24 protein-coding genes are annotated in these 23329 nt (G+C 62.9%); 20 read left to right on the top strand and 4 right to left on the bottom strand.

What is annotated here, in order from left to right; genetic code table 11:
- The first annotated feature begins 84 nt into the window (after nt 1-84).
- From CSQ93_RS12690 to CSQ93_RS12700, 3 genes are all read left to right on the top strand, one after another.
- A complete protein-coding gene (locus tag CSQ93_RS12690; protein ID WP_099378357.1) occupies nt 85-1320 on the top strand; it encodes an MFS transporter in 1236 nt (411 codons plus the stop codon).
- 32 nt (nt 1321-1352) lie between these two features.
- A complete protein-coding gene (gene rraA, locus CSQ93_RS12695; RefSeq protein ID WP_099378358.1) occupies nt 1353-1847 on the top strand; it encodes a ribonuclease E activity regulator RraA in 495 nt (164 codons plus the stop codon).
- Nucleotides 1848-1983: 136 nt separating this feature from the next.
- Nucleotides 1984-2625: a choice-of-anchor C family PEP-CTERM protein gene (locus tag CSQ93_RS12700; RefSeq protein WP_233516162.1), complete on the top strand. Its 642-nt coding sequence runs from the start codon at nt 1984-1986 to the stop codon at nt 2623-2625.
- 59 nt (nt 2626-2684) lie between these two features.
- On the opposite strand, the gene CSQ93_RS12705 is transcribed toward CSQ93_RS12700, so the two are convergent.
- A complete protein-coding gene (locus CSQ93_RS12705) occupies nt 2685-3074 on the bottom strand; it encodes a MerR family transcriptional regulator (RefSeq protein WP_099378360.1) in 390 nt (129 codons plus the stop codon).
- Nucleotides 3075-3156: 82 nt separating this feature from the next.
- On the opposite strand from CSQ93_RS12705, the gene CSQ93_RS12710 reads away from it, so the two are divergent.
- The 8 genes from CSQ93_RS12710 (at nt 3157) to CSQ93_RS12740 (ending at nt 11417) form a co-directional block, all read left to right on the top strand.
- Nucleotides 3157-3594, top strand: a complete 438-nt coding sequence (locus CSQ93_RS12710) for a hypothetical protein (protein WP_099378361.1) — start codon at nt 3157-3159, stop codon at nt 3592-3594.
- A 74-nt stretch (nt 3595-3668) separates the two neighbouring features.
- Complete coding sequence (locus CSQ93_RS12715; RefSeq protein WP_233516163.1) at nt 3669-5513, top strand: DUF4153 domain-containing protein; 1845 nt, start codon at nt 3669-3671, stop codon at nt 5511-5513.
- A 520-nt stretch (nt 5514-6033) separates the two neighbouring features.
- Nucleotides 6034-6309, top strand: coding sequence for a hypothetical protein (locus CSQ93_RS28835; RefSeq protein ID WP_158301212.1), 276 nt, complete (start codon nt 6034-6036; stop codon nt 6307-6309).
- Between the two features lie 615 nt (nt 6310-6924).
- The gene (locus CSQ93_RS12720; RefSeq protein ID WP_099378362.1) at nt 6925-8256 is read left to right on the top strand and encodes a S41 family peptidase; all 1332 of its coding nucleotides are present in this window, start codon (nt 6925-6927) and stop codon (nt 8254-8256) included.
- A complete protein-coding gene (locus tag CSQ93_RS12725; RefSeq protein WP_099378363.1) occupies nt 8249-8734 on the top strand; it encodes a MarR family winged helix-turn-helix transcriptional regulator in 486 nt (161 codons plus the stop codon). The genes CSQ93_RS12720 and CSQ93_RS12725 overlap by 8 nt, the downstream gene beginning before the upstream one ends.
- A gap of 188 nt (nt 8735-8922) precedes the next feature.
- The gene (locus CSQ93_RS12730) at nt 8923-9507 is read left to right on the top strand and encodes a LysE family translocator (protein WP_099378364.1); all 585 of its coding nucleotides are present in this window, start codon (nt 8923-8925) and stop codon (nt 9505-9507) included.
- Between the two features lie 10 nt (nt 9508-9517).
- The gene (locus CSQ93_RS12735) at nt 9518-10960 is read left to right on the top strand and encodes an aminotransferase-like domain-containing protein (protein WP_099378365.1); all 1443 of its coding nucleotides are present in this window, start codon (nt 9518-9520) and stop codon (nt 10958-10960) included.
- 58 nt (nt 10961-11018) lie between these two features.
- On the top strand, nt 11019-11417 hold the full coding sequence (locus CSQ93_RS12740) for a VOC family protein (protein ID WP_099378366.1): 399 nt from the start codon (nt 11019-11021) through the stop codon (nt 11415-11417).
- Nucleotides 11418-11439: 22 nt separating this feature from the next.
- Here the strand turns inward: CSQ93_RS12740 and motA are convergent, their stop codons facing one another.
- On the bottom strand, nt 11440-12303 hold the full coding sequence (gene motA / locus CSQ93_RS12745; RefSeq protein WP_070255446.1) for a flagellar motor stator protein MotA: 864 nt from the start codon (nt 12301-12303) through the stop codon (nt 11440-11442).
- 42 nt (nt 12304-12345) lie between these two features.
- The gene (locus CSQ93_RS12750; RefSeq protein WP_099378367.1) at nt 12346-13266 is read right to left on the bottom strand and encodes a LysR family transcriptional regulator; all 921 of its coding nucleotides are present in this window, start codon (nt 13264-13266) and stop codon (nt 12346-12348) included.
- Nucleotides 13267-13363: 97 nt separating this feature from the next.
- On the opposite strand from CSQ93_RS12750, the gene CSQ93_RS12755 reads away from it, so the two are divergent.
- The gene (locus tag CSQ93_RS12755) at nt 13364-14533 is read left to right on the top strand and encodes a mandelate racemase/muconate lactonizing enzyme family protein (protein ID WP_099378368.1); all 1170 of its coding nucleotides are present in this window, start codon (nt 13364-13366) and stop codon (nt 14531-14533) included.
- 3 nt (nt 14534-14536) lie between these two features.
- Here the strand turns inward: CSQ93_RS12755 and CSQ93_RS12760 are convergent, their stop codons facing one another.
- Nucleotides 14537-15241 carry a hypothetical protein gene (locus tag CSQ93_RS12760; protein ID WP_099378369.1) on the bottom strand — a complete coding sequence of 235 codons (705 nt, stop codon included), beginning with the start codon at nt 15239-15241 and terminating at the stop codon, nt 14537-14539.
- A gap of 181 nt (nt 15242-15422) precedes the next feature.
- Between CSQ93_RS12760 and CSQ93_RS12765 the strand changes: the two genes are divergently transcribed.
- The 8 genes from CSQ93_RS12765 (at nt 15423) to CSQ93_RS12800 (ending at nt 23321) form a co-directional block, all read left to right on the top strand.
- Entirely contained in the window at nt 15423-16481 is a 1059-nt protein-coding gene (locus CSQ93_RS12765) for an Lnb N-terminal periplasmic domain-containing protein (protein ID WP_199534387.1), read from the top strand.
- A 79-nt stretch (nt 16482-16560) separates the two neighbouring features.
- A complete protein-coding gene (locus tag CSQ93_RS12770) occupies nt 16561-17814 on the top strand; it encodes a DEAD/DEAH box helicase (protein ID WP_099378371.1) in 1254 nt (417 codons plus the stop codon).
- Nucleotides 17815-17896: 82 nt separating this feature from the next.
- On the top strand, nt 17897-18361 hold the full coding sequence (locus tag CSQ93_RS12775) for a hypothetical protein (RefSeq protein WP_099378372.1): 465 nt from the start codon (nt 17897-17899) through the stop codon (nt 18359-18361).
- Nucleotides 18362-18495: 134 nt separating this feature from the next.
- Complete coding sequence (locus tag CSQ93_RS12780; RefSeq protein WP_099378373.1) at nt 18496-19338, top strand: response regulator; 843 nt, start codon at nt 18496-18498, stop codon at nt 19336-19338.
- Nucleotides 19339-19346: 8 nt separating this feature from the next.
- Nucleotides 19347-19679, top strand: a complete 333-nt coding sequence (locus CSQ93_RS12785; protein ID WP_158301213.1) for a hypothetical protein — start codon at nt 19347-19349, stop codon at nt 19677-19679.
- A complete protein-coding gene (locus tag CSQ93_RS12790) occupies nt 19676-20515 on the top strand; it encodes an HDOD domain-containing protein (RefSeq protein ID WP_099378375.1) in 840 nt (279 codons plus the stop codon). The genes CSQ93_RS12785 and CSQ93_RS12790 overlap by 4 nt, the downstream gene beginning before the upstream one ends.
- Nucleotides 20516-20529: 14 nt before the next feature.
- Nucleotides 20530-21993 (top strand): ATP-binding protein, encoded by a 1464-nt coding sequence (locus CSQ93_RS12795; protein ID WP_099378376.1) that lies wholly within the window; start codon nt 20530-20532, stop codon nt 21991-21993.
- Nucleotides 21990-23321 (top strand): HD domain-containing phosphohydrolase, encoded by a 1332-nt coding sequence (locus tag CSQ93_RS12800; RefSeq protein ID WP_099378377.1) that lies wholly within the window; start codon nt 21990-21992, stop codon nt 23319-23321. Before CSQ93_RS12795 ends, CSQ93_RS12800 begins: the two co-directional genes overlap by 4 nt.
- The last annotated feature ends 8 nt before the right edge of the window (nt 23322-23329 follow it).

Below are 23329 nucleotides of genomic sequence, written 5' to 3' on the forward strand. Positions count from 1 at the left end.
CGATAAATTATGTCGTTCTGTCGGAAAACAGACGATGGTATTTTGCATACACTTGAGCTTCACCAGTATAAGACAGGGTATGACATGATAACAACTAACTCGGCATCCGAAATTCCCACCTTGCGCAGCGACGCCCGCGTCATCGGCCTGGTGGGGCTGGCGCATGGCGTGTCGCACTTCTATCACCTGATCCTCGCGGCCCTGTTCGTCTGGCTGAAACCCGCCTTCGACCTGTCGTATGCGGAACTGGGCCTGCTGATGACGGTGTTCTTCATCATTTCGGGCGTGGGACAGGCGCTGGCCGGCTTTGTCGTCGACCGTTTCGGCGCCCGTGCCGTGTTGTTTTCCGGCATTTTCTTGCTGGGCGTGTCGGCGCTGGCCCTGTCTACCGCACACAGCTATGCGGCGCTGATGCTGGGCGCCATGCTGGCCGGCATGGGCAACAGCGTGTTTCATCCGGCCGACTACACCATCCTCAACCAGCGCGTCTCGGCGGCCCGCGTGGCCTACGGCTTTTCCGTGCATGGCATCAGCGGCAATATCGGCTGGGCGCTGGCGCCCCTGTTCATGACGTATGTTGCCACCCATTATGACTGGCGGGTGGCGCTGCAATGCGCGGCCGTGCTGCCGTTTGGCGTGCTGCTGATCCTGTTCCTGAACCGCCACGCCATCCGCCCCGAACCCGTGAAAAAGGCCGCGCCGGGCCAGGCGGCTGGCGGCGAAGGCACGCTGGACTTCCTGCGCCTGCCTGCCGTGTGGATGTGCTTTGCCTTCTTTTTCATTACCGCCATCGCCCTGGGCGGCATCCAGAGCTTTGCCAGCGTGGCCCTCGTCAAGCTGTACGGCATGAGCCTGGCGCTGGCTACCAGCGCCTACACGGCCTATATGCTGGCCTCGGCCGTGGGCATGCTGGCCGGCGGCGTGGTGGGTGCGCGCAGCAAGCAGCCGGACCGCAACGTGGCGATCGCTTTTTCCGCCGCCGCGCTGCTGGCCGTGCTGCTGGCCATGGCCGTCGTGCCGGCCTGGGGCGCGGTGGTGCTGATGGGCGCCATCGGCCTGATGTCGGGCGTGGCGGGGCCTTCGCGCGACCTGATGATACGCGCGGCGGCACCGAAGAATGCCACCGGGCGCGTGTATGGCGTCGTGTATTCGGGCCTCGACAGCGGCCTGGCCGTCGGTCCCCTGTTCTTTGGCGCGCTGATGGATGGCAACCATCCGGCCCTGCTGTTCGTCTTCATCGGCGTGTTCCAGGCGCTGGCGATTGCCACGGCCGTGGGCGTGGGCGGCAAAACACGTGCTGCGGCGCTGCAAAAGGCATAGAATCGTTGCCATCTGCCACGAAAGGAATTCCCATGACCTTTGCGACCACCGACCTGTGCGACGACTATGCAGCCATGCTGGACGATGGCACCCTGGCCGTGCTGCCGCCCGTGTACCGCGCCTTTGGCCAACGCGTGCGTTTCAGCGGCCCCGCCACCACCTTGCACGTGTTCGAAGACAACGCGCTGGTGCGCAGCACGCTGGAAACGCCGGGCCAGGGTCATGTGCTGGTGATCGATGGCGGCGGCAGCCTGCGCCGCGCGCTGGTGGGCGGCCAGCTGGGTGTGCTGGCTGAAAACAACGGCTGGGCCGGCATCATCGTCGATGGCTGCATCCGCGACAGCGAGGAAATCAATGTCTGCCAGATCGGCGTGCGCGCCCTGGCCACGCATCCGCGCAAGAGCAACAAGACGGGCGCCGGCCAGCGCGACGTGCGCGTGCAGATCAGCGGCGTGGCCGTGCATCCGGGCGACTGGATCTACGCCGATGCGGATGGCATCCTGGTGGCGCGCCAGGAACTTGATTGAGCCGCCCCTCTCAGGAAGAGCGTTACAAATTTTCCACATTAAATATATTTTTGTAAAGTTCTTTGATTTTTATCATGGCTGGGATATGATTTCACTTAAGGTAACTTTAATGCCTATAAGGCAAGGAAATCAGCTCATGAAAATCGCCACCATCGCCGCAGTTGTCGCCCTGTTTGCTGCAGGCACCGCCAGCGCCAGTCCCGTCAACCTGATCACGAATGGCAATTTTGAAACGGTCGCTGCCGGCTACACCTTCGACAGCGGCTTTAAGGTCGTCAACAGCGGTTCGTCGGCCATTACAGGCTGGACCGTTGGCGCCAGTTCCGTCGACCTGATCCGCAACGCGTATAACGCCATCAACGGCTACAGCATCGATTTGCTGGGTACGCCAGGTCCGGGTTTCTTGTCGCAAAGTTTCAATGTCGTTGCTGGCCAGACCTACAGCCTGAGCTTTGACATGGCGCGCAATTCCGGCGGCCCGGCAGGCCAGGGCGTGGCCGTCAATTTTGGCGGCGTGGTCGGGGATTTCTACTCGACGGCTGCCGCCTCGAACACCTTGTACAACAATACCCTGAGCTTCACGGCCGCTTCCACCGGCCTGGCAACCCTGTCGTTTGCCAGCGCCGCCAAGGCCGGCACGCCGTTCGACAATTACTCGGGCGCCGTGATCGACAATGTTTCCGTGATGGCCGCCGTGCCGGAACCGGAAACCTACGCCATGCTGCTGGCCGGCCTGGGCCTGATGGGTTTCCTGCGCCGCCGCAAGGCCGCCAGGTAATCCCGGCTCCGCCCCACGTCAGAACCGCCTGCTGCATTGCACAGGCGGTTTTTTGTTTTTCAGGGGGCTGGTGCTGCCTCGGCATCTCCCCGCAACGGACAGGCGGCCGCCTGCGGTTCCAGCCGCCGCGCCAACTCGCCGCGCAACTGCGTCAATCCCGCGATGCGCGCATCGATGTCGGCCAGCTTGCGCGCCAGCGCCGCGCGCAGCAGGTCCGCCATGGCCGGATCGCCTGCGCCGGCCAGCAGCGGCATGTCGGCCTCGATTTCCGCCAGCGTAAAACCCAGCTGCTGCGCCGTGCGCAAGTAGCGCAGCCAGTCCGCCGCCTCGGGCGGATAGTCGCGGTAGCCATTCGCGCCGCGCCGCGCGCGCAGCAAGCCCCGCTTTTCATAGAAGCGCAGGGTATCGCGGCTCAAGCCCGTCGCCTGCGCCATCTCGCCGATCTGCATGGAAATATTCCTTCATAAAATGCTTGACCATGGAGTGTACTCCAGCCTTGAGAATGGGCGCTTTCCATACACAGGAGTTCCCATGTTATCTGTTGTTGCTTTCCGCCGCCTGGTGCGCGCCAGCGCCATTTACGATGTCCTCATGACGGCCGCGTTTGTCACGCCGTGGACGTTCCTGCTCATGCGCGAGCACTTGAACGCCCTCAACCTGGCCCTGGGCGGCGCGCCACTGCCAGTGTTCGAACCCTTGCATTTGCTCATCAGCAGCATGATGGGCAGCGTGGTGATGGTCTGGTCGGTGCTGCGCATGCTCGATCCGCAGCCGCGCTTCGGCCGCTACGACGCGGTGGCCCGCTACCTGTTTTCCACCTGGATGGCGTGGGCCTTGCTGATGACGGGCCAGCCCCTGCTGTGGCTGTTCCTCGTGCCGGAACTGGCCTGGGGCCTCGCGCAAAGCTTGCCATTGCGCCGCAGCGAAGGTGTGCGGGAAGGGCATCCACGCGAATCGCTGTTGAGATGACGATAACGAAATGCAATAATGGCCGTGCTCGCAGTGCAACAATGACTGCAATGAACGACTCTAAGGGAATGAATATGCAGCAGGATGCCGCTGGAAAAAACATGGCGTTGCTCGATCCGGTGGTGGCGCCGCGCATCGCGGTGACGCGCCTGGTGACGGGCCTGCTGCAAGGCTTGCTGCTGTACTGGCTGTACAGCACGGCCCAGGACAAGGTGTGGCCCGCCACGGAAGCCTATCTGCTGGGTCCGTTGATGTTGATCAGCTTGCTGCTACCGATCCTGCTGGTATCCAGCCTGGGCCATATGTCGGCGAAGCGCATCGTGCTGTGGATGGCGGGCGCCGCCGTCGTACTGGCCGTGCTGGCCTGGCATGACGTGGCGCGCGGCGCCGAGCACGTAATCTGGGGCAACTACAAGCCGGGCGCGCCCCTGCGCGTCATTTCCGCCCAGCTGTTCGGTTTTTGTGTGGTGGGCTTCTATATCGCCCACGCGCTGGTGCTGGCCAGCGCCCAGGATGGCCAGCGCATCGCCCGCTATCCCACCTACTTTGAAATCGCCTGGAAGCTCGGCATCCAGCTGCTGTTTTCCCTGCTGTTCGTGCTGGGCCTGTGGCTGGTGCTGTGGCTGGGCGGGCAGCTGTTCCTGCTCATCAAGCTGAGTTTCCTGAAAAAACTGCTGGGCCAGGCCTGGTTCGTGATTCCCGTCATCTGTTTCGCGTTTTCGTTTGCCATCCACATCACGGACGTGCGCCCATCCATCGTGCGTGGCATCCGTACCTTGCTGCTGGTGCTGCTGTCGTGGCTGATGCCGATCGCCGCTGTGCTCGTTTCCGGTTTCCTGCTGACCTTGCCCTTCATCGGTTTCGAGCGCCTGTGGGCCACGCGCCATGCGGCGTCCGTGCTGCTGGGCATGGCCGGCGTGCTGGTGGTGCTGATCAATGCCGCCTTCCAGAATGGCGAAGTGGGCCATGGCGTGGCGCGCGGCATCCGCCTCGGCACGCGCCTGGCTTGCCTGTTGCTGCCGTGGGTGGTGGGCATCGCCATCTATGCGCTGACCCTGCGCGTGATGTCGCATGGCTGGACGTCCGACCGTCTGATCGCTGCCGCCTGTCTGTTGATCGCCACCTGCTACGCCGCCGGCTATGCCTGGGCGGCCAGCAAGTATGGCGACTGGCTGCACCTGATCGCCAACGTCAATGTGGCCACCGCCTTTGTTACCCTGCTGGTGCTGTTCGCCCTGTTTTCTCCGCTGGCGGACCCGGCGCGCATTTCCGTGGCCAGCCAGATGGCGCGCCTGGACAGCGGCAAGGTCGGCGTGGACAAGTTCGATTTCGAATACCTGCGCTTCCAGGGCGCCCGCTACGGCCAGGCGGCCCTGCAGGAATTGACGAAACGCACGACGGGGCCGGATGCGGCCATCGTGCGTGCCCGCGCCGACGCCATGCTCAAGCGCCAGAACCGCCTCGACGAGACGGGCGCGCTGAGCGACGTGTCGATCAACCTGACCCTGCGCCCGGCCACGGCGAAGTTGCCGGACAGCTTCCTGCGCCAGGACTGGACGCAAGTGGGCCCGGCCTGGCGCCTGCCCGCCTGCCTGAAGCGGGCAGGGCCGCAGTGCGATGCCTACCTGCTCGATTTCGATGGCGATGGCAAGCAGGACGTGCTGCTGATCAGCAATGACCCGCGTGCCTCGTCGGTCTTGCTGGCGGAAAAGGAAGACGGCAGCTGGACCGCGCGCGGACAAATCCCCACGGATGCGCTGCGCTGCAAACCCCTGCGCGAGAAACTGCAGGCGGGCGAGTTCCAGCTGGTGCCGCCGAAAGTGCGCGAACTGGAAGTCGACGGCCAGCGCGTGCCGATGACCTTATATACGCCAGAGGACGAGGTCAGCTGTCCCGATGAGACGGCGCCGACTCCGTAAATGGCAGTGAGAGGACTTGGTGCGCCTGAGCAAACCTCTTGATGGCGCTGAAGGCAGCAACTTCGTGCATTGATTCTGACTGTCCAGTATCGGCTGCCACAAGCGGTCACTCGCGCGAGCAAGAAAAAATGGAAGATAAAATAATGCTCTTGCGGAAGATTCAATCAGCTATTCAGCAGATTCAGCCTCTGGCAGCGAAAGGCTGGCCGCCTGGGCAATCTATCCTACGACAACTAGGTTGGTGCGAAGGATTTGCGTCTGGATGTCCTACCGACCCAGCGCTAGGGCCACTGTCCATGGGATTGATTGCCACTCGCGAACTTGACATGTACGGCGACAAGCCCGATCTCGCCTTGTTGATCAACGATATCCAAGACGCTGTGAATTCACTTCATTGATCCGCCTACTTCGGTAGTTCTATGACCGCTTCGGGTCGGAAGCTGTCGCACATGAAGGCGGCAACCGGCCAGAAGCGGACAGTCGCATTTCGTTAACGCCAGTGGAAAGTAAGAGGAATTTGGTGTCAAATCTTTCGATTCTCGAACGGCTGGAAGATTTACTTTCGGCTTATGGCAAAGGTGAGTTGACTCGCGATGCGTTTGTAGATTTTCTCAGCAATAGCATCCGAGCGCTTGAAGGTGTTCCGATTAGTGTTACTCATGAATTTCGACGGCACGAATATGCTATCGAAACAGAAGGTTATTTTGATGAGGAAGGGTTTGAGTCTCGGCAAGACTCAGCTCAAGAACGCTTGCTTTCTTGGATTCTTGAACTCAAGCGTATTTATGGAATATAGGTGAGCAACCTTCCAAACAATGCCCAAGGTTGATGGGCCGCTTAGGGGCGGAAACTGCCAACGACGATAACCGGCCAGAGGCTGTCACTGAAGCACAGGAAATATCATGTCCATTGCAAGAAAAGGAAGCCGCCGGATTATTGTCGATTCTTTACCATATCGATGGTCGGTCAGCCTGCCTGCCTGTACACAGGCCATGGGGGAAACGAATGTGTCTTTCGCAGTCGAATCTGAAAACGGTGGCCGAACCACTCTTCTGGTGAGAACAGATATCGCACGTCCGGATATTTGGCTGGGTAATTTTACGCGTGCTATCACGCCCTCAGTCGTGGAGCACGCTATTCGACAGGCATTGAGGAAGGGGTGGTATCCCAGCCAATGTGGAAGCTCCTTTGAAATGACAATGCGACTCGCTTGAGCCCACTGACAATCCGCCAGTCGCGTTGTGCACCTACGGTGGGCGCTGCAGTCCATTATCAACATTGACAATGCCCTTCGGCACTGTCGGCCGCAAGCGGCTGCGGTTTGTTCCCATCATCGATGTTATTTAATTATTTCTACAATATATTGCGCAACATATTGTATGATTGAGACTCACCGAGGGGGAACATTAGAATGCGCTATCACTTATGTCTGCTTCAAACGCTGTCGGCACTGTCCATCATGTGCGCACCGGGCGCTTTTGCCGAGGAGCCAAGCATCTCGCGCAACGAAAAGAGCGAGATCATCGCCTCCCTCAATAGCACCTTGAATGCAAACTATGCGTTTCCTGACATCGCAAGAAAGATTGCGCCGGTGCTTCAGGCGCATCTGGCAAACGGAGATTATGACTCGGCGACGACGCAGGCAGCGTTTGCGAGCAAGCTGACGGACGATCTCATCAAAGTCAGCGGCGACCTGCATTTTTTCGTGGGTGCCGACGCAAAATGGATCGCGGAATTCAAGGCAAAAGCCAATCCGACGCTCAAGACCAAGATACGCAAAGAAGAATCGAGCAGGCTGGAGGAGACCAATTTTGGTTTCGATGAGGTCGCTCGCCTGAAGGGAAATATCGGTTATATACGATTCAGCTATTTTGCCGATCCGGAGCTTGCCTATGATACGGCGGCATCCGTTATGCGCTTCGTCGGCAATACGGACGCCCTCATTATCGATTTGCGCTATAACAATGGAGGACATCTGGAAATGGCGCAGTTTCTAGCGAGCTATTTCTTCTCCAGCGAGAAAGACCAGCTGCTCTTTGACTATTATTATAATGAGGATGGCAAGCGTATCCAGCGCGGGCAATGGGTGCTGCCGGGCCTGCCAGGCAAGCGCATGGTGGACAAGCCGGTGTATATCCTGACCGGTTCCACGTCGTTTTCCTCCGCAGAATGGTTTTCCTATGCGATGAAGAAGCTCGGGAGAGCGACACTGATCGGGGAGCGGACCGCCGGTGGTGCGCATCCGGTTGCGCGCAAGCCCCTCAATGACGATTATTTCGTGCAAGTGCCGATCGGCCAGATCCAGGATCCCGTGGAGCATGGCGATTTCGAAGGAGTTGGCGTGCAACCCGATATTCCAAGCCCGTCCATTCGCGCGCTGCCTCTGGCGCACAAGCTGGCGCTTGAAAACCTGGCGAAGACCGATGACGCCAGGCGAACCGAACTTGCCTGGCTGCTCCCCAGCTTGACGGCAGCGATCGAGCGCCCGCATGTCGATGCCGGGCTGCTGACGAGCGCCGCCGGAAAATATGAAGGCCGCCAGCTCGTCCTGGACAATGGCACGCTCTACACTATCTGGCGCGACCGGTTTCGGGTCGCGCTTGAGCCGATCGGTCCCGACCTGTTCGCGGTGGAAGGCGTGTCGGGTTTTCGATACCGCTTGAATGTTTCGCGCGGGAAAGTGACGGCGCTGGAACGCGTGAACCAGGACGGCAGCATCCAGAGGTACAAGCGCCTTGACTAAGAAGACACCTCACCCGGCCGCGATCGATGACGCCGTGTTTCTCGGCCGAGCCGTCGAACGGCTGAGCATTCTGATCGCTGAGCAATCCCAGACCGTCTTCGATACGATGGGGATCGTCATCCCGGTGCGTTCGTGTTCGCTGATGACTGTTCTTGCCACGCTCGGCGCGGCCTCCGCTTCGGATCTGGCGCGCGAACTCGGACATTCGCACCAGTTGGTCATGCAAAAGATACCCAAGCTGCTGCGTCTGGGCCTCATACAATATCGGAATGATGACAATGATGCCCGGCGGCGGATATTCATGCTCACTGATGAGGGCTTGTCGCAGCTTGCGAAATTCGAGCAGTGCACTGTGCTGATACGGGCGGCCTATGCCGGCTTGTTTGCCGAGGTAGGGGACGTCAGGCAATTCGTGGATCGGGCCGCAGATGCGCTCAACGAGAGGCCGCTGGACAAACGCATCAATTCCCCGGCCTGACGCAGACGGTGTCCACTTCAGGCCACGAGCAGAGCGTTCCTGATGCTTGTCCGGGCGAGGCGGCCTGTTTCGCTGCTGTAGCAGTCGTTCGACTGATACAGCATGTGCTTGTATGCGGCGCCTTGTGCCTTGTCCCCGCCGTGCCGCGCTTCTAGACTGGGGCCTTCTCCACGCTGCGATTGACTGCCATGACCGAACTCCTGCCCCTGATGAGCTATTGCTTTGTGATGTCCGCCACGCCCGGGCCGAACAACGTCATGCTGGCCACCACCGGCGCCAATTTCGGCTATCGCGGTGCGCTGCCGGTGATCCTCGGCATCCAGGCCGGTATCTTTGTGCAGACCATGCTCATGTGCGTGGGGCTGGGCAGCGTGTTCGTCGCTTATCCGATGGCGCAGCAGGTGCTGCGTATCGCGGGCGCGCTGTACCTGATGTTCCTGGCCTGGAAGCTTGCCGGCGCCTCGGTGGCGGGAAGCAGCACAGCGAAAGCCGTGTCGTTTGCGCAGGCGGCGCTGTTTCAGGCGCTGAATCCCAAGAGCTGGCTCAAGGCGGTCACCATGGCGTCCGTATTCATGCCTGCACAGGGCAACATGCTTGCCAGTGCGCTGCTGGTGTCCGTGATCGGCACCGTGGTAGGCATGCCGTGCAACGCCATGTGGGCGCTGTTCGGCGTCTCGATCCGCCGCGTGCTGAAAGCGCCACGCAACCAGCGCATATTCAATCTGACGATGGGCGCCATCCTGCTGGTACTCGCCGTGATGTTTTTACGCTAGACTTCCACCCATGTTCGCCATCGACCGCTCCTCGCCCATCGCCCTGTTCAAGCAGATCGAGGCCGCATTGCGCCAGCAGATCGCGCAACGCGTCCTGTCTGGCGGCACCAGGCTGCCGTCGATCCGTCAGCTCGCCACGCAGCTCGCGGTCAGCACCAACACCGTGGTGGTGGCGTATGACCGGCTGGTGGCCGCAGGCGTCATCGATACGCACGGCACGACAGGCTTCTTCGTCTGCGCACCCACCGACGCCAGCCGCGCCATTCCCGACGAGGTGGCGCTGGAAGCGGGCCAGGAGCAGGAGCCGGTCTGGCTGAGCCAGCAAGTGAACGACCAGCGGCCGGGCGTGCTGCTAGCCAGCAGCGGCGCCTTGCCCCCCACCTGGCTGCAGGACGCGCTGCCGGCCGCCGCCGTGCAACGTGGCCTGGCGCGCAGCGCGGCTGGCATGGCCTCGCGCTGTCCGCCGCAAGGTCTGGCCGAACTGCGCGAGCAGATCGCGCTGCTGATGCGCGGCATCGGCATCGCCGCGGACGCCAGCCACATCCTCACCACTTTCGGCGGCACCCATGCCATCGATCTGATCTGCCGCACGTTTCTGCAGCCCGGCGATACGGTGCTGGTGGAAGACCCCGGATACTTCCTGATGTTCGGCAGGCTGCGCCAGGACGGCGTGCGCCTGGTGCCCATCAAGCGCCGCCCCGATGGCCTCGACCTGGACGAACTGGAAGCGGCCTGCCGCGCGCACCGTCCGCGCCTGCTGTTCGTGCAGACGGCATTGCACAATCCCACCGGGTGGAGCAGCAGCGCCGCCAACCTGCACAAGGTGCTGATCATGGCGCAGCAGTACGGCTTCCTGATCGCCGAAGACGACGTGCACGGCCATTTCCAGCCGGGCCACAGCACGCGGCTGGCGTCGCTGTCCGGACTGGACGGCGTGATCTATTACTCGAGCCTGTGCAAGGCGCTGAGCCCGGCCCTGCGCATGGGCTACCTGGCCGCGGCGCCCGCCCTGCTCAAGTTGCTGATGCGCACCAAGATCCACTCCATCATGACCTTGCCTGCGCTGAACGAATACGTGCTGCTGGAAGTGCTCAAGGCCGGCAACCTGCGCAAGCACCTGGAGCGGCTGCAACGCAAGATCATGGTGGCGCGCAACGCCAGCACGCGGCAACTGAGCGCGGCCGGCGTGCTGTTCGAGCAGCCCGGCGACGCAGGCATTTTCCTGTGGGGCAGCATGCCCGAAGGGCTGGACGTGGACTTGCTGGTGCAGGACGCCTACCGCAACAAGATCCTGCTGATGCGCGGCGCCGCGTTCTCGGCCAACGACACGCCCGACCAGCACATCCGCTTCAACGTCGCCTTCAGCCAGCATCCGCGCGTGAGCGCCTACCTTGATGAACGCCTGCGCGCGGTGGCTGGCGCGCGCTCAAGCCTGGCCCGCGCCTTTCTTTAGTTTTTATTGGTATTCTGGACGAACGATTGTTTCGTCAACGTGTGAGCAAGGAAACGCCATGAAAAAACAGATCATCCTCAACCTGCCCGTCAAGGACCTGGATAAATCCAGGGCCTTCTTTTCCGCCCTTGGCTTTACCTTCGATTCCCGCTTCAGCGGCGAGAACGCGGCCTTCATGAACATCGTCGACCGCAGCATCCAGGCCATGCTGACGACGGAAGCCTTCTTCCAGTCGCTGATCGGCAAGCCGGTGGCGAATGCGAAGGAGGCCAATGAAGTCGTCATTTGCCTGAGTTGCGAAAGCCGGGAAGAGGTGGATGGCCTGATCGCCAGGGCGGCGGCCGCCGGTGGCCGCATACCGCATCCGCCCGAGGACCATGGCTTCATGTATGACCAGGGCTTCGAGGATATCGATGGCCACCTGTGGAACCTGGTCTGGACGGCGCCGGAAGCCTGACGATTGAGACTAGCCGGCTGTATCAGTTCTTCGTGCGCACCTGGCGCACGTGGTTTTCCAGTTCGCTGAACGACGGGCGTTCCGTGGCGGAAATGACCTTGCGGCCAAATTCCACGGCCAGCGCCGGCGCGTAGCCGTTCAGGCTGGCCAGCAGGGTCACTTTGACGCACTGGTACATCTTCGCCGTTTCATGGTGCTTGCGGCGCAGCAAGCTGGCCAGCGGCGCGATGAAACCGTAGGCCAGCAAGATGCCGATGAAGGTGCCCACCAGCGCCTGCGCGATCAGCACGCCCAGCTCGGCCGGCGGCAAGCCGACGGAGGCCATCGTGTGCACCACGCCCATCACGGCGGCCACGATGCCGAAGGCGGGCATGGCGTCGGCCAGCTGCGAAATCGTCTGGATCGGCATTTCCGCATCTTCGTGGTGCGTCTCGATCTCGTTATCCATCAGGTTTTCGATCTGGTAGGCGTCCATATTGCCCGACACCATCAGGCGCAGGTAATCGGTGATGAATTCCAGGATGTGCTCGTCACCGAGCGTGTACGGGTATTTCACGAAGATGGGGCTGCGGTACGGGTCGTCGATATCGTCCTCGACCGACATCAAGCCTTCCTTGCGGATCTTGCTGAGGATTTCATACATCAGGCCCATCAGTTCCATATAGCGCGCCTTCGTGTACTGCGAACCGTGGAACAGGGTGGGCAGGGCGGCGAACGTGGCGCGGATGGCCTTGGCGTCATTGCCGACAAAGAAGGTGCCCAGCGCGGCGCCGCCGATCATCAGCAGTTCCAGCGGCTGGAACAGGGCCGCCAAGTGACCGCCCTGCATGGCGAAGCCGCCGAAGACGGAAAACAGCACGACGAGAAATCCGAGTATGACTAGCAAAACCTACTCCTTCATAATATTGCCATATCGCAATATTGTAGTTTAACCTGATTTGGCCGCTGTGGCCGCTTCCGGCTGCAACTGCTCGATGAGAAAATTGATAAAAGCGCGCACTTTGGCGGGCAGCTGGTGGCGGCTCGGGTAATAGGCGTACAGGTCGGCCGGCGCCAGCGCGTAATCGGCCAGCACCACGCGCAGGCGGCCGCTGTCGAGGTAGCGCGTCAGGTCCCATTCCGAGCGCAGCAGGATGCCGTGGCCGTCCAGGGCCCAGCCCAGCACCACGTCGCCATCATTGCTGGCCACCGTGCCGCGCACTTTCACCGTGTGGGTGGCGCGTCCCTTACTCAGGCGCCAGATGCCGTAGGCGTCGTCATTCTGCCGGTGCACGATGCAGCGGTGCTGCGCCAAGTCGTCCGGGGTGTGCGGCGTGCCGTGCGCCTGCAGGTAGGCGGGCGAAGCGCACAGGAAGCGCCGGTTCGACATGATGCGCCGCGCCGACAGCCGCGTGTCGGGCAAGTCGCCGAAGCGGATGCCCAGGTCGTACGCCTGCTCGACCAGGTTGATAGGGCTGTCAGTCAGCTGCAGCTGCACTTCCAGCTGCGGGTGGCGCAGGGCGAATTGCGACAGCAGGGGCGCGATCACCGTGCGCCCGAAACCCAGGGTGGCATTCACGCGCAGCAACCCACGCGGCTGCGCGCTGCCGCTGGCCAGGGATTCTTCCATGGCGCGGATATCGTCGAGGATTTGCCGCGCCTGTTGCAGATAACTTTCGCCATCGCCCGTCAGGCTGATGCGCCGCGTGCTGCGGTTCAGCAGCCGCACGCCCAGGCGCTGTTCCATCAGCTGCAGGCGCTTGCTGACGGCGGGCGGCGTGATGCCCAGCTCGCGCGCCGTGGCCGACAGGCTGCCCAGCTTGGCCAGCAGCACAAAGAAGGCCATTTCCGTGGTGGCGTCGCTTTTCATTATTAACCTGAGGTGAAGAATGGTTTAAATTAGACTCGATTATACGACTCTCATTCGCGGGTAAGCTGGCGTCACCATTCAAGCACAGGAGATCCGCATGAAAATCGTCGAGATCCGCGAAAAGACCATCCCCATCTCTTCCCCCATCCGCAATGCCTACATCGATTTCACCAAGATGACCCTGAGCCTGGTGGCCGTCGTCACCGACGTGATGCGTGACGGCAAGCCCGTCGTCGGCTATGGCTTCAATTCGAATGGCCGCTACGGCCAGGGCATGTTGATGCGCGAGCGTTTCATTCCCCGCATCCTCGACGCCGATCCGGCCAGCCTCGTGACGGATGACGGTGGCAACCTCGACCCGCACAAGGTGTGGGATTGCATGTACACCAATGAAAAGCCGGGCGGCCATGGCGAGCGCTCGGTGGCCATCGGCACCATCGACATGGCCATCTGGGATGCCGTGGCGAAGATCGAGAACAAGCCCCTGTTCCAGTTGCTGGCCGAGCGCCATGGCACGGGCGTGCCCGACAAACAGGTCTTCGTGTATGCGGCCGGCGGCTATTACTACCCGGGCCAGAGCCTGTCCGCGCTGCAGGACGAGATGCGCAGCTATATCGACCGCGGCTACACGGTGGTCAAGAAAAAGATCGGCGGCGCCTCGCTCGATGAAGATTTGCGCCGCATCGACGCCATCATGGAGGTGCTGCAGGATGGGCAAAAGCTGTGCGTGGATGCCAACGGCCGCTTCGATCTGGATACCTCGATCGCCTACGCCAAGGCGCTGCGCCAGTACGACCTGTTCTGGTATGAAGAGGCGGGCGACCCGCTCGACTTCGAGTTGCAATCGACCTTGCGCAGCTATTACGACAAGCCGATGGCGACGGGCGAAAACCTGTTTTCCATGCAGGATGCGCGCAACCTGATCCGTTATGGCGGCATGCGCGCCGACCGCGACTGGCTGCAGTTCGATTGCGCCCTCAGCTACGGCCTGGTGGAATACCTGCGCACCCTGGACATGCTGCACCAGCACGGCTGGTCGCGCAGCCGCTGCATCCCGCACGGCGGCCACCAGATGTCCCTGAATATCGCGGCAGGGCTGGGCCTGGGCGGCAATGAATCGTATCCGGATTTATTCCAGCCGTTCGGCGGCTTCCCCGACGGCGTCAGGGTGGAAAATGGCCACATCACCATGCCGGACCTGGTCGGCATCGGTTTCGAGGGCAAGGCCAACCTGTATGCGGAAATGCGCGCCCTGAGCGGGCAGTAGGCCTCAGGCCGGCGCCTGGCGTTTCACCTGCGCGGCGGGGCTGGACTTCTCCCAGCGGAACAGCCACATGATGGCAAGCTTGGTCGTGGCACTGACGCAGGCCAGCAGCAGCAAAGGCCAGCCCGTCGATAGCCCCATGACGCAGGCAAAGAAGATGGTACTGATATCCATTGCCAGGATGAACTGACTCATTTTCAGGGACACTGCGCCCGTCTTGCCGGAGCGCCAGATCAGGCGGATCTGATGCGCATAGCCCTGCGCCAGCAGCACGGTGACGGCGACGATCAGGCTTTGCGAGATCACGCGCTTTTCATCCGTGAAGGTGGGGCCGAACAGCAATCCCGCCACACCCGCGCACAGCAGCAGCGCGCAGGTCAGCAGCGCGTTGCGCGATGCCACGCTGCGCCGGTCGTGGTCGATTTCATACAGGATGCCCAGCGCGATCAGCGAGGCGATCAGGCGCGGCCAGACGATGTAGTGGTTGAACGGCGTGATCGAATAGCCGTAGACGAAGAACGCGCAATACGCGAGGAAGCTGACGGTGAACTGGTTGAGCGACAGGACGTCCGTTGCCTGGCCTGCGCCCAAGTTGGCGTCGCGCTTGCGCCGCCAGATCTTTTGCAGCTGCGACCACAGGCCAAACAGGCTGACGATAATGAAAAGGGAATTGAGGCTGCCGGCGAGGGTGTACAGTGAACTGGATTGCAAGATGTCTCCCTGGAGGACAAGGCTGCCCTGTGAGACAGGCTGCCTTGTCTATACATTTTATTTGTGCAACATGCTCTCATGAAACAAATTGGCAGGCAAGCAATGCTTTTTCTGTTGCAGCCTGTTGCATCGAAACCTGTCTGAACTCACCTGTTCCTGTGCTTGCCCTTATAATCAGGGCATGACTTTCTTATCACATCGTGCCCGCTCCGTGCTGGGCACCCTCGGCAAAATGGCCGTTTCCCTGATTCTCCTGTTGACTGCACTGTGGGGCGCGCTGGCGCTGTGGTACCAGCTGTCCGGCGGCACGGCCGCGCAAGCCATCGGCGCGCTGCTGTGGGGCGCGCTGGGCGTGGCCAGCATCGCGCTGTGGTGGATGCGCGGCGATGCGCGCGTGCTGCTGCCGTATGCGGCCGGTTTTATCCTGCTGCTCCTGTGGTGGAGCCTGATCACGCCGAAACAGCAGCGCGTGTGGGCCGACGACGTGGCGCGCAACGTCACCGGCAAGGTGGCAGGCAATCTCGTCACCCTGGACAATGTGCGCAATTTCGACTGGCGCAGCGATGACGACTACACGGTCAAGTGGGAGCAGCGCAGCTACGACCTCGACGAACTGCGCACGGTGGACACGGCGCTGTCGTACTGGACGGGCCCCTACATTGCGCACACCCTGATCTCGTTCGGCTTCGCCGACGGGCGCTTTCTGACGTTTTCCATCGAGATCCGCAAGGAGAAGGGCGAGAGCTTTTCCGCCATCGGCGGCTTCTTCAAGCATTTCGAGATGAGCCTGATCGCCGCCGACGAGCGCGACATCCTGCGCGTGCGCACGAATGCGCGCGGCGAGGACATGCATCTGTACCGCGTCATGATGCCGAAAGCGGCCATGCGCTCGCTGTTCCTCGCCTACCTGGACGAAGCGCAAGCGCTGAAGAACCAGCCGCAGTTCTACAACACCCTGACGGCCAACTGCACCACCATCGTCTTCGAGATGGTGCGCCGCATCGTGCCTGGCCTGCCGCTCGACTACCGGCTGATGGCCTCGGGTTACCTGGACCGCTACCTGTTCGACGTCAAGGGCCTGGTGCCCGGCTTGAGCTTCCAGCAGCTGCGTATTGGGGGCCACATCACGGCGCGCGCGCGGGCGGCCAACGACGACGCGGACTTTTCGCACGCCATCCGCCGCGGCATGCCGGGCTACGATGAAGCGGGCTTTCCGAAGCTGCAAATGCCACGCCAGTAGCGGTCTGCCTTATACTGTCGCAATTCCGACCGGCCGCCTTTCGCGGCCGGTCTCACTTTACGAATAAAGAAGGCCCGTTATGCCATTTTCCTCACTGGGTCTGATTCCCGCCCTGGTCCGTGCCGTCGACAAGGCCGGCTATGCCGCGCCGACGGCCATCCAGGCGGCCGCCATTCCCGCCATCCTGCGCGGCAGCGATGTGCTGGGCGCGGCCCAGACGGGGTCCGGCAAGACGGCCGCCTACGCGCTGCCGCTGCTGCAGGCGCTGATGGCGCCCGTTTCCGGCCCGCGCCAGGTGCGCGCGCTGATCCTCGTGCCCACGCGCGAGCTGGCGGCGCAGGTGGGGCAGACCGTGCACGCGCTGGCCAAGCCGCTGCCGATCAAACTGAAGATTTCCGTGCTGTTCGGCGGCGTGTCGATCAATCCGCAGATGATGGACTTGCGCGGCGGCGCCGACATCGTCGTCGCCACGCCGGGCCGCTTGCTGGACCTGGTGCGCCAGAACGCCGTGAAGCTGGGCGGCGTGTCGCTGTGCGTGCTCGACGAGGCCGACCGTTTGCTCGACATGGGTTTTAGCGAGGAAATCAACGCCATCCTGGCGCTACTGCCGGGCAAGCGGCAAAACCTGTTCTTCTCCGCCACCTTCCCCGACAGCGTGCAGGCGCTGGCCGACAGCCTGCTCAAGGACCCCGTGCGCATCGAAGTGGCGTCCGAACCGCAGGACAAACCCGACATCGTGCAGCGCGCCATCACGGTCGACGTGCCGCGCCGCACGCAGCTGCTGCGCTACCTGATCTTGCAGCAGCAGTGGGAGCGCGTGCTGGTGTTCGTCGCCACCAAGTACGCGGCCGAACACGTGGCCGACAAGCTGCAGCGCGCGGGCCTGCACGTGGGCGCCTTCCATGGCGAATTCAGCCAGGGCACGCGCAGCCAGCTGCTGGCCGATTTCAAGGCGTGTCGCTTGCAGGTACTGGTCGCCACCGACGTGGCCGCGCGCGGCATCGACATCGCCGGCCTGCCGGCCGTCGTCAACTATGACTTGCCCCGCTCGGCCGTCGACTACACGCACCGCATCGGCCGCACGGGCCGCGCCGGCGAAAGCGGCACGGCCATCAGTTTCGTGACGGCCGACTCGGAAGCGCATTTCCGCCTGATCGAAAACCGCAATGACTTGCGCATCGTGCGCGAAGTGGTGGCCGGTTTCGAGCCGACGGAATTGCCCGCGCCCGTGAATTCCGTCACGGACACTGTCAACGGCGGCGTGAAGGGCGCGCGCAAGAGCAAGAAGGACAAATTGCGCGAGGCGGCCGCCAAGGCTGCCGGCGAACACTAAATCGCCCTTATGTGCGCTAGCCGCTTGAACGGCTGGCCGTCCCGCTTTAAGATGATGTTTCTATAAAGCAAGGGGACTGTTGATGCACATGACCTTCATCACGCGCGCGGGCGCTTTGGCTGGCGCGCTGGCGCTGGCCGGTTGCGCCGGCATGGGCGGCAAAAGTGATGGCGCCGGCATGCAGATGCCGGGCAAGACGCCAGCCGATGCCGCCGTGGCCGCCACCTGGTACAACCCGCCCAGCGAATTTCCCGGCATTTGCCTGACCCAGTTCAAGGATGGCAGCCTGCGTTTCGACGGCGGCTTCGCCTTCTTCAACCCGGGCCGCTGGGCCTACGATGCGGCCACGTCCGAGCTGCGGCTGCAACTGGCGCCGACGCCGTCGCTGGAACTGTCGCACGCGCAAACGGTGCTGCACCAGAACCTGCTGCGGGTCGAGGCGTCAAAGAACACGCTGGTGTACGCCGTGAAGGCCGACACGCAGGCCATCGGCCTGGGCGGCTTTGTGTTTTACCGCGACACACCTTGTCCTGCACGGCGCGGATAAATGCCAAAAAGGAACATTTAGTCGTATAATTTCAGCGCAAGCTGGCTGCCGCGCAAGACTCGCAAGATGGTCTCGCGCGGCAGATCCCCTCCAGGCAAGCTCCGATATCGCCACGGCGATGAGAGGATGGTCCGATGGATGTGCACGACGAGCATGGTGTGCCAGGGACGGCGGTGCCTGCGGCGCCCCCGCGCACCTTGCTGCTGGTCGATGACGAGCCGAATATCCTCGCTTCCCTCAAGCGCCTGCTGCGGCGCGACGGCTACCATATCCTGACGGCCGGCAGCGGCCAGGAAGGGCTGGACGTGCTGGCCAGCCATGTCGTCGACGTGATCGTGTCGGACCAGCGCATGCCCGGCATGCTGGGCGCCGACTTCCTGCGCAAGGCCAAGCTGCTGTGCCCGCAAACCATCCGCATCATGCTGTCGGGCTATACCGAGTTGCAGGCCGTCACGGACGCCGTCAACGAGGGTGCCATCTTCAAATTCCTCACCAAGCCCTGGGAAGACCATCAGCTGCGCGAGCATATCGCCGAAGCCTTTCGCCTGAAGGGCATCGACGACGACAATGTGCGCCTCAATGCGCAGTTGCGCGACGCCAACCAGGCGCTGGCGGCAGCCAATGCCGCCATGCAGGCGCTGGTGCGCCAGCAGCAGCATCAGATCAACCGCGATGAAGTCAGCCTGGGCATCGCGCGCGAAGTATTGCAATTCCTGCCGCTGCCCGTGATCGGGCTCGACGACGAAGGCATGATCGCCTTCATCAATACGGCGGCGGCCAACCTGTTCGAACGGGGCGCGGCCCTGCTGGGCAACGAGGCGGCGATCGTCTTGCCGCAACTGTTCGACGGGCAGGACACGCCCCGCCTGGCCGCCATCGACGGCCAGCCGTATGTCGTGGCAGTCCATCCGATGGGTCTGCATTCGCGCTCGCGCGGCAGCCTGGTTACCCTGAGTCGTCATGGAGTGGGTAAATGAGTGAAAGCATGAGCGAAAGTGGACGCGAGATTTCCATGGAGCAGGCGCAGGAAGGCATGGTGCTGGCCCAGGCGTTGAACGACGCCAGCGGCGCCGTGCTGCTGGCACAGGGCGCCACCCTGACGGCGGCGAACCTGACGGCCTTGCGCAGGCGCAATGTGGAGCGCTGCCACGTCGTCATGGACGAGGCGCCGGATCCCGCCGCGCAGGCGCATGCCGAGCAGGAACGCTTGCGCCACCTGGAACGGCTGGCCGTGCTGTTCCGCGCCACGCCGCCCGATTCCGCCGGGGCGGAACTGCTGGCGCTGCTGCAGCGCTACCGGCAAGGGGGCGCCGCATGACACGCCTCAGCTTTGAACACATCATCCGCCAGATACAGGAACTGCCTTCGCTGCCCGTGGTGGTGCTGGAGCTGCTGTCGAGTATGGACCAGGATGACACGGACGTGCATGTGCTGGCGCAAAAGATCGAACTGGACCAGGCCCTGGCGGCAAAGACCTTGCGCATCGCCAACTCCTCGTTCTACGGCATGCAATCGAAGGTCACCAGCATTCCGCAAGCCGTTTCCGTGCTGGGTTTTCACAGCATCCGCACCGTCGTCACGGCCTGCGCCCTGACGAGCAGCTTTGCACCCGTCAGCGGCGGCTTCGATTTCCAGGCGTTCTGGCGCCATTCGCTGGCCACGGCCATCGCCGCGCGCCTGCTGGCGCCGCACTTGCGCGTCAATCCCGAGACGGCATTCACGGCGGGTCTGCTGCACGACCTGGGCACCCTGGTGCTGGTGACGCGCTTCCCGGCCGAGCACGCGCTCGTGCGCAGCCACCGCCAGGCGCATGACTGCCAGATGGCCGAGGCGGAACTGGCCGTCATCGGCATCGATCACGCGCAGGTGGGCAGCGCCCTGGCCGCCTACTGGAAGTTTCCCGAGGCGATACAGCAGGCGGTGGCCGACCACCACGCCATCGACCGCCTGGACGCAGGCGGCTTGCCGCTGGCCGTGCACCTGGCCAATGCCGTCGCCCTGGCGCTCGACCTGGCCAACATCGACGATGCGCTGGTGCCGCCCCTGTCGCCCGCGGGCTGGCGCAGCGTCGCCCTGGACGAGCCGGCCTGGCTGGCGCTGCTGGGGCAAACGGAACACACCTTCGATGAAATGTCGCGGATCATGCTGGCATGAACAGGATAGAGTCCATGGAAACCGATGCAGGAAAGGCATTGCCCGCCACGCCGGAACGCCGCCAGGGAGATTCCATCGCGCTGTCGGCGTTTTTCGATGGACATCCCGTGGCCACCTTCGCCATCGACACGGACCACGTGGTAACGCACTGGAACAGCGCCTGCGAACAGTTGCTGGGCTTTACGGCCGCCGAGATGGTCGGCACGCGCGACCACTGGAAGGCGTTTTATCCGCAGCCGCGCGCCTGCCTGGCCGATCTGCTGGTGGCCGACGATATCGCGTTCGGCGAAAATGAACTCTACCTTGGCAAGCTGAAGCGCTCTCCCGTGATTCCCGGCGCCTACGAAGCCGAGGATTACTTTGCCGATATCGGCCCCGACGGCCACTGGCTGCATTTCACGGCGGCGCCCCTGCGCGACCGCCAGGGACGCCTGGTAGGCGCCATCGAAACCCTGCGCGACGTGAGCGAGCGGCGCCTGGCGGAACTGGCGCTGCGCAAGGCGCACGACAACCTGGAACACCTGGTGGCCAAGCGCACGGCCCAGCTGGCGGAAATGAACGAGCGCCTGGCCGATGATATCCGCCAGCGCCAGATCGCCGATCTGGAATTGCGCGAGCGCAACCTGGCCCTGACGGAATTGAACAGCAAGCTGTCGCTGGCCCAGCAAAAGCTGCTGCAATCGGAAAAACTGGCCTCGATCGGCCAGCTGGCCGCCGGCGTGGCGCACGAGATCAACAATCCCATCGGCTATGTGTTTTCCAATGTCGGCACCCTGGAAGGCTACCTGGATGACCTGTTCAGCATGCTCGACGCCTACGAGGAAGCGGAGCCGGCCGTCGCCGACCCCGTGGTGGCGGCGCGCCTGCGGGCGCTGCGTGAGCAGATCGACCTGGACTTCCTGCGCACCGACATACCGATGCTGATGGGCGAGTCGAAGGAAGGCATTTCGCGCGTGCGCCGCATCGTGCAGGACCTGAAGGATTTTTCGCGCACGGATGCGCACCAGGAGTGGGTCTGGGCCGACCTGCGCCAGGGCATCGACACCACGCTCAATATCGTGAATAACGAAGTCAAGTACAAGGCCGACGTGGTGCGCGAGTATGGCGACATTCCCGATATCGAATGCCAGCCTTCCGAGCTGAACCAGGTGATCATGAACCTGGTCGTCAACGCGGCCCACGCCATGGGCGAGGCGCGCGGACGCATCACCCTGCGCACGGGCAGCGACAACGCGGCGGAAGTGTGGATCGAGGTCGAGGACACGGGCGGCGGCATCGCGCCCGAACACCTGTCGCGCATCTTCGACCCGTTCTTCACCACCAAGGCCGTCGGCAAGGGCACGGGGCTGGGCCTGTCGCTGGCCTACACGACGGTACAGAAACACCATGGCCGCATCGACGTGCGCAGCATCATCGGCCGCGGCACCACCTTCCGCATCACCTTGCCCGTGCGCCAGGCGCAGGCCGTCGCACCATGACCGAACAGGACAGCATGTATACGAGCACCAGCATCGCGCCGCCCACCATCCTGTGCGTCGACGACGAACCGAATATCCTGTCCTCGCTGCGGCGTTTGTTCCGTCCGCACGGCTACCGCGTGCTGACGGCCGATGGCGGCGCGGCCGGCCTGGCCCTGCTCGAGAGCGAGACGGTGGACCTGGTCATCTCCGACATGCGCATGCCGCACATGGATGGCGCGCAATTCCTGGCCCAGGTGCGCCAGCGCTGGCCCTCCACCATGCGTTTGCTGCTGACCGGCTATGCCGACATTCAGTCCATCCTCGACGCCATCAACCAGGGCGAAATCTACCGCTACGTGACCAAGCCGTGGGACGACAACGATATCGTCCTGGTGGTGCGCCACGCGCTGGAACGGCGCGCGCTGGAGCAGGAAAAGCTGCGTCTGGAAGCGCTGACGGCCAGTCAGAACGTGGAACTTCAGGCGCTCAACGCCAGCCTGGAAGCGAAGGTGGCCACGCGCACGCAGCAGCTGAAACTGTCGCACGACGAGGTGCAGGCGGCCAATGAACGCCTGAAGGCCACGTTCGTGACGACGATCAAGGTGTTTTCCAACCTGATCGAGATGCGGGGCGGCAAGCTGGCCGGCCATGCGCGCAGGGTGGCCGAGCTGTCGCGCAAGCTGGCGCAGGCACTGGGCCTGGAAGGGCAGGAGGCGCGCGACGTGTTCATCGCGGCCCTGCTCAAGGATATAGGCAAACTCAGCTTGAGCGATGACGTGCTGGAATTGCCGGCCAGCGCCTGGAATGGCGAGCAGCTGGCCGCCTTCCGCAAGCATCCGCTGCGCGCCGAACAACTGTTGATGGCGCTGGAGGAATTGCGCGCCGTCTCCGTGATCCTGCGCTCGCAGCTCGAGCGCTTCGACGGCGCCGGCTTTCCCGATGGCCTGGTGGGCCTGGCCATTCCCATGGGCGCGCGCATCCTGGCGCTGGCGTCGGACTATGACGGCTTGCAGATCGGCGCCATGGTGCAGCGCAGCCTGCGCGCCGACGAGGCCCGCACCCTGATCTATGACAGCGTCGGCAAGCGCTACGACCCCGCCGTGGTAGCCGCTTTCCGCGGCCTCATGGAAGAGACGGAGCCGCCGGCGCGCGACCTGACCGTGCTGTCGGGCCAGCTGGAGCCGGGCATGGTGCTGTCGCGCGACCTGATCAGCCGCGATGGCCTGATGCTGCTGGCCGCCGAACACGTGCTGACGGCGCGCGTGATCAGCCAGCTGCTCGACTTCGAAGGCAAGAATGGCGGACGCCTGAGTATCCGCGTGTACGCGCCCTTGAAGGAATGCTAGGGCGGGAA

Origin of the sequence: Janthinobacterium sp. BJB426 (assembly GCF_002735705.1) — a bacterium.
In the GTDB taxonomy this organism is placed as follows: Bacteria; Pseudomonadota; Gammaproteobacteria; order Burkholderiales; family Burkholderiaceae_D; genus Janthinobacterium.

Coding starts and splice junctions, on each gene's coding strand:
- CSQ93_RS12735 (WP_099378365.1), top strand. CDS start 9,518: ATGTTCGCCATCGACCGCTCCTCGCCCATCGCCCTGTTCAAGCAGATC.
- CSQ93_RS12750 (WP_099378367.1), bottom strand. CDS start 13,266: ATGAAAAGCGACGCCACCACGGAAATGGCCTTCTTTGTGCTGCTGGCC.
- CSQ93_RS12755 (WP_099378368.1), top strand. CDS start 13,364: ATGAAAATCGTCGAGATCCGCGAAAAGACCATCCCCATCTCTTCCCCC.
- CSQ93_RS12700 (WP_233516162.1), top strand. CDS start 1,984: ATGAAAATCGCCACCATCGCCGCAGTTGTCGCCCTGTTTGCTGCAGGC.
- CSQ93_RS12780 (WP_099378373.1), top strand. CDS start 18,496: ATGGATGTGCACGACGAGCATGGTGTGCCAGGGACGGCGGTGCCTGCG.
- CSQ93_RS12715 (WP_233516163.1), top strand. CDS start 3,669: ATGCAGCAGGATGCCGCTGGAAAAAACATGGCGTTGCTCGATCCGGTG.
- CSQ93_RS12720 (WP_099378362.1), top strand. CDS start 6,925: ATGCGCTATCACTTATGTCTGCTTCAAACGCTGTCGGCACTGTCCATC.
- CSQ93_RS12795 (WP_099378376.1), top strand. CDS start 20,530: ATGGAAACCGATGCAGGAAAGGCATTGCCCGCCACGCCGGAACGCCGC.
- CSQ93_RS12690 (WP_099378357.1), top strand. CDS start 85: ATGATAACAACTAACTCGGCATCCGAAATTCCCACCTTGCGCAGCGAC.
- CSQ93_RS12775 (WP_099378372.1), top strand. CDS start 17,897: ATGCACATGACCTTCATCACGCGCGCGGGCGCTTTGGCTGGCGCGCTG.
- CSQ93_RS12785 (WP_158301213.1), top strand. CDS start 19,347: ATGAGCGAAAGTGGACGCGAGATTTCCATGGAGCAGGCGCAGGAAGGC.
- rraA (WP_099378358.1), top strand. CDS start 1,353: ATGACCTTTGCGACCACCGACCTGTGCGACGACTATGCAGCCATGCTG.
- CSQ93_RS12740 (WP_099378366.1), top strand. CDS start 11,019: ATGAAAAAACAGATCATCCTCAACCTGCCCGTCAAGGACCTGGATAAA.
- CSQ93_RS12790 (WP_099378375.1), top strand. CDS start 19,676: ATGACACGCCTCAGCTTTGAACACATCATCCGCCAGATACAGGAACTG.
- CSQ93_RS12710 (WP_099378361.1), top strand. CDS start 3,157: ATGTTATCTGTTGTTGCTTTCCGCCGCCTGGTGCGCGCCAGCGCCATT.
- CSQ93_RS12705 (WP_099378360.1), bottom strand. CDS start 3,074: ATGCAGATCGGCGAGATGGCGCAGGCGACGGGCTTGAGCCGCGATACC.
- CSQ93_RS12770 (WP_099378371.1), top strand. CDS start 16,561: ATGCCATTTTCCTCACTGGGTCTGATTCCCGCCCTGGTCCGTGCCGTC.
- CSQ93_RS12730 (WP_099378364.1), top strand. CDS start 8,923: ATGACCGAACTCCTGCCCCTGATGAGCTATTGCTTTGTGATGTCCGCC.
- CSQ93_RS12765 (WP_199534387.1), top strand. CDS start 15,423: ATGACTTTCTTATCACATCGTGCCCGCTCCGTGCTGGGCACCCTCGGC.
- CSQ93_RS12800 (WP_099378377.1), top strand. CDS start 21,990: ATGACCGAACAGGACAGCATGTATACGAGCACCAGCATCGCGCCGCCC.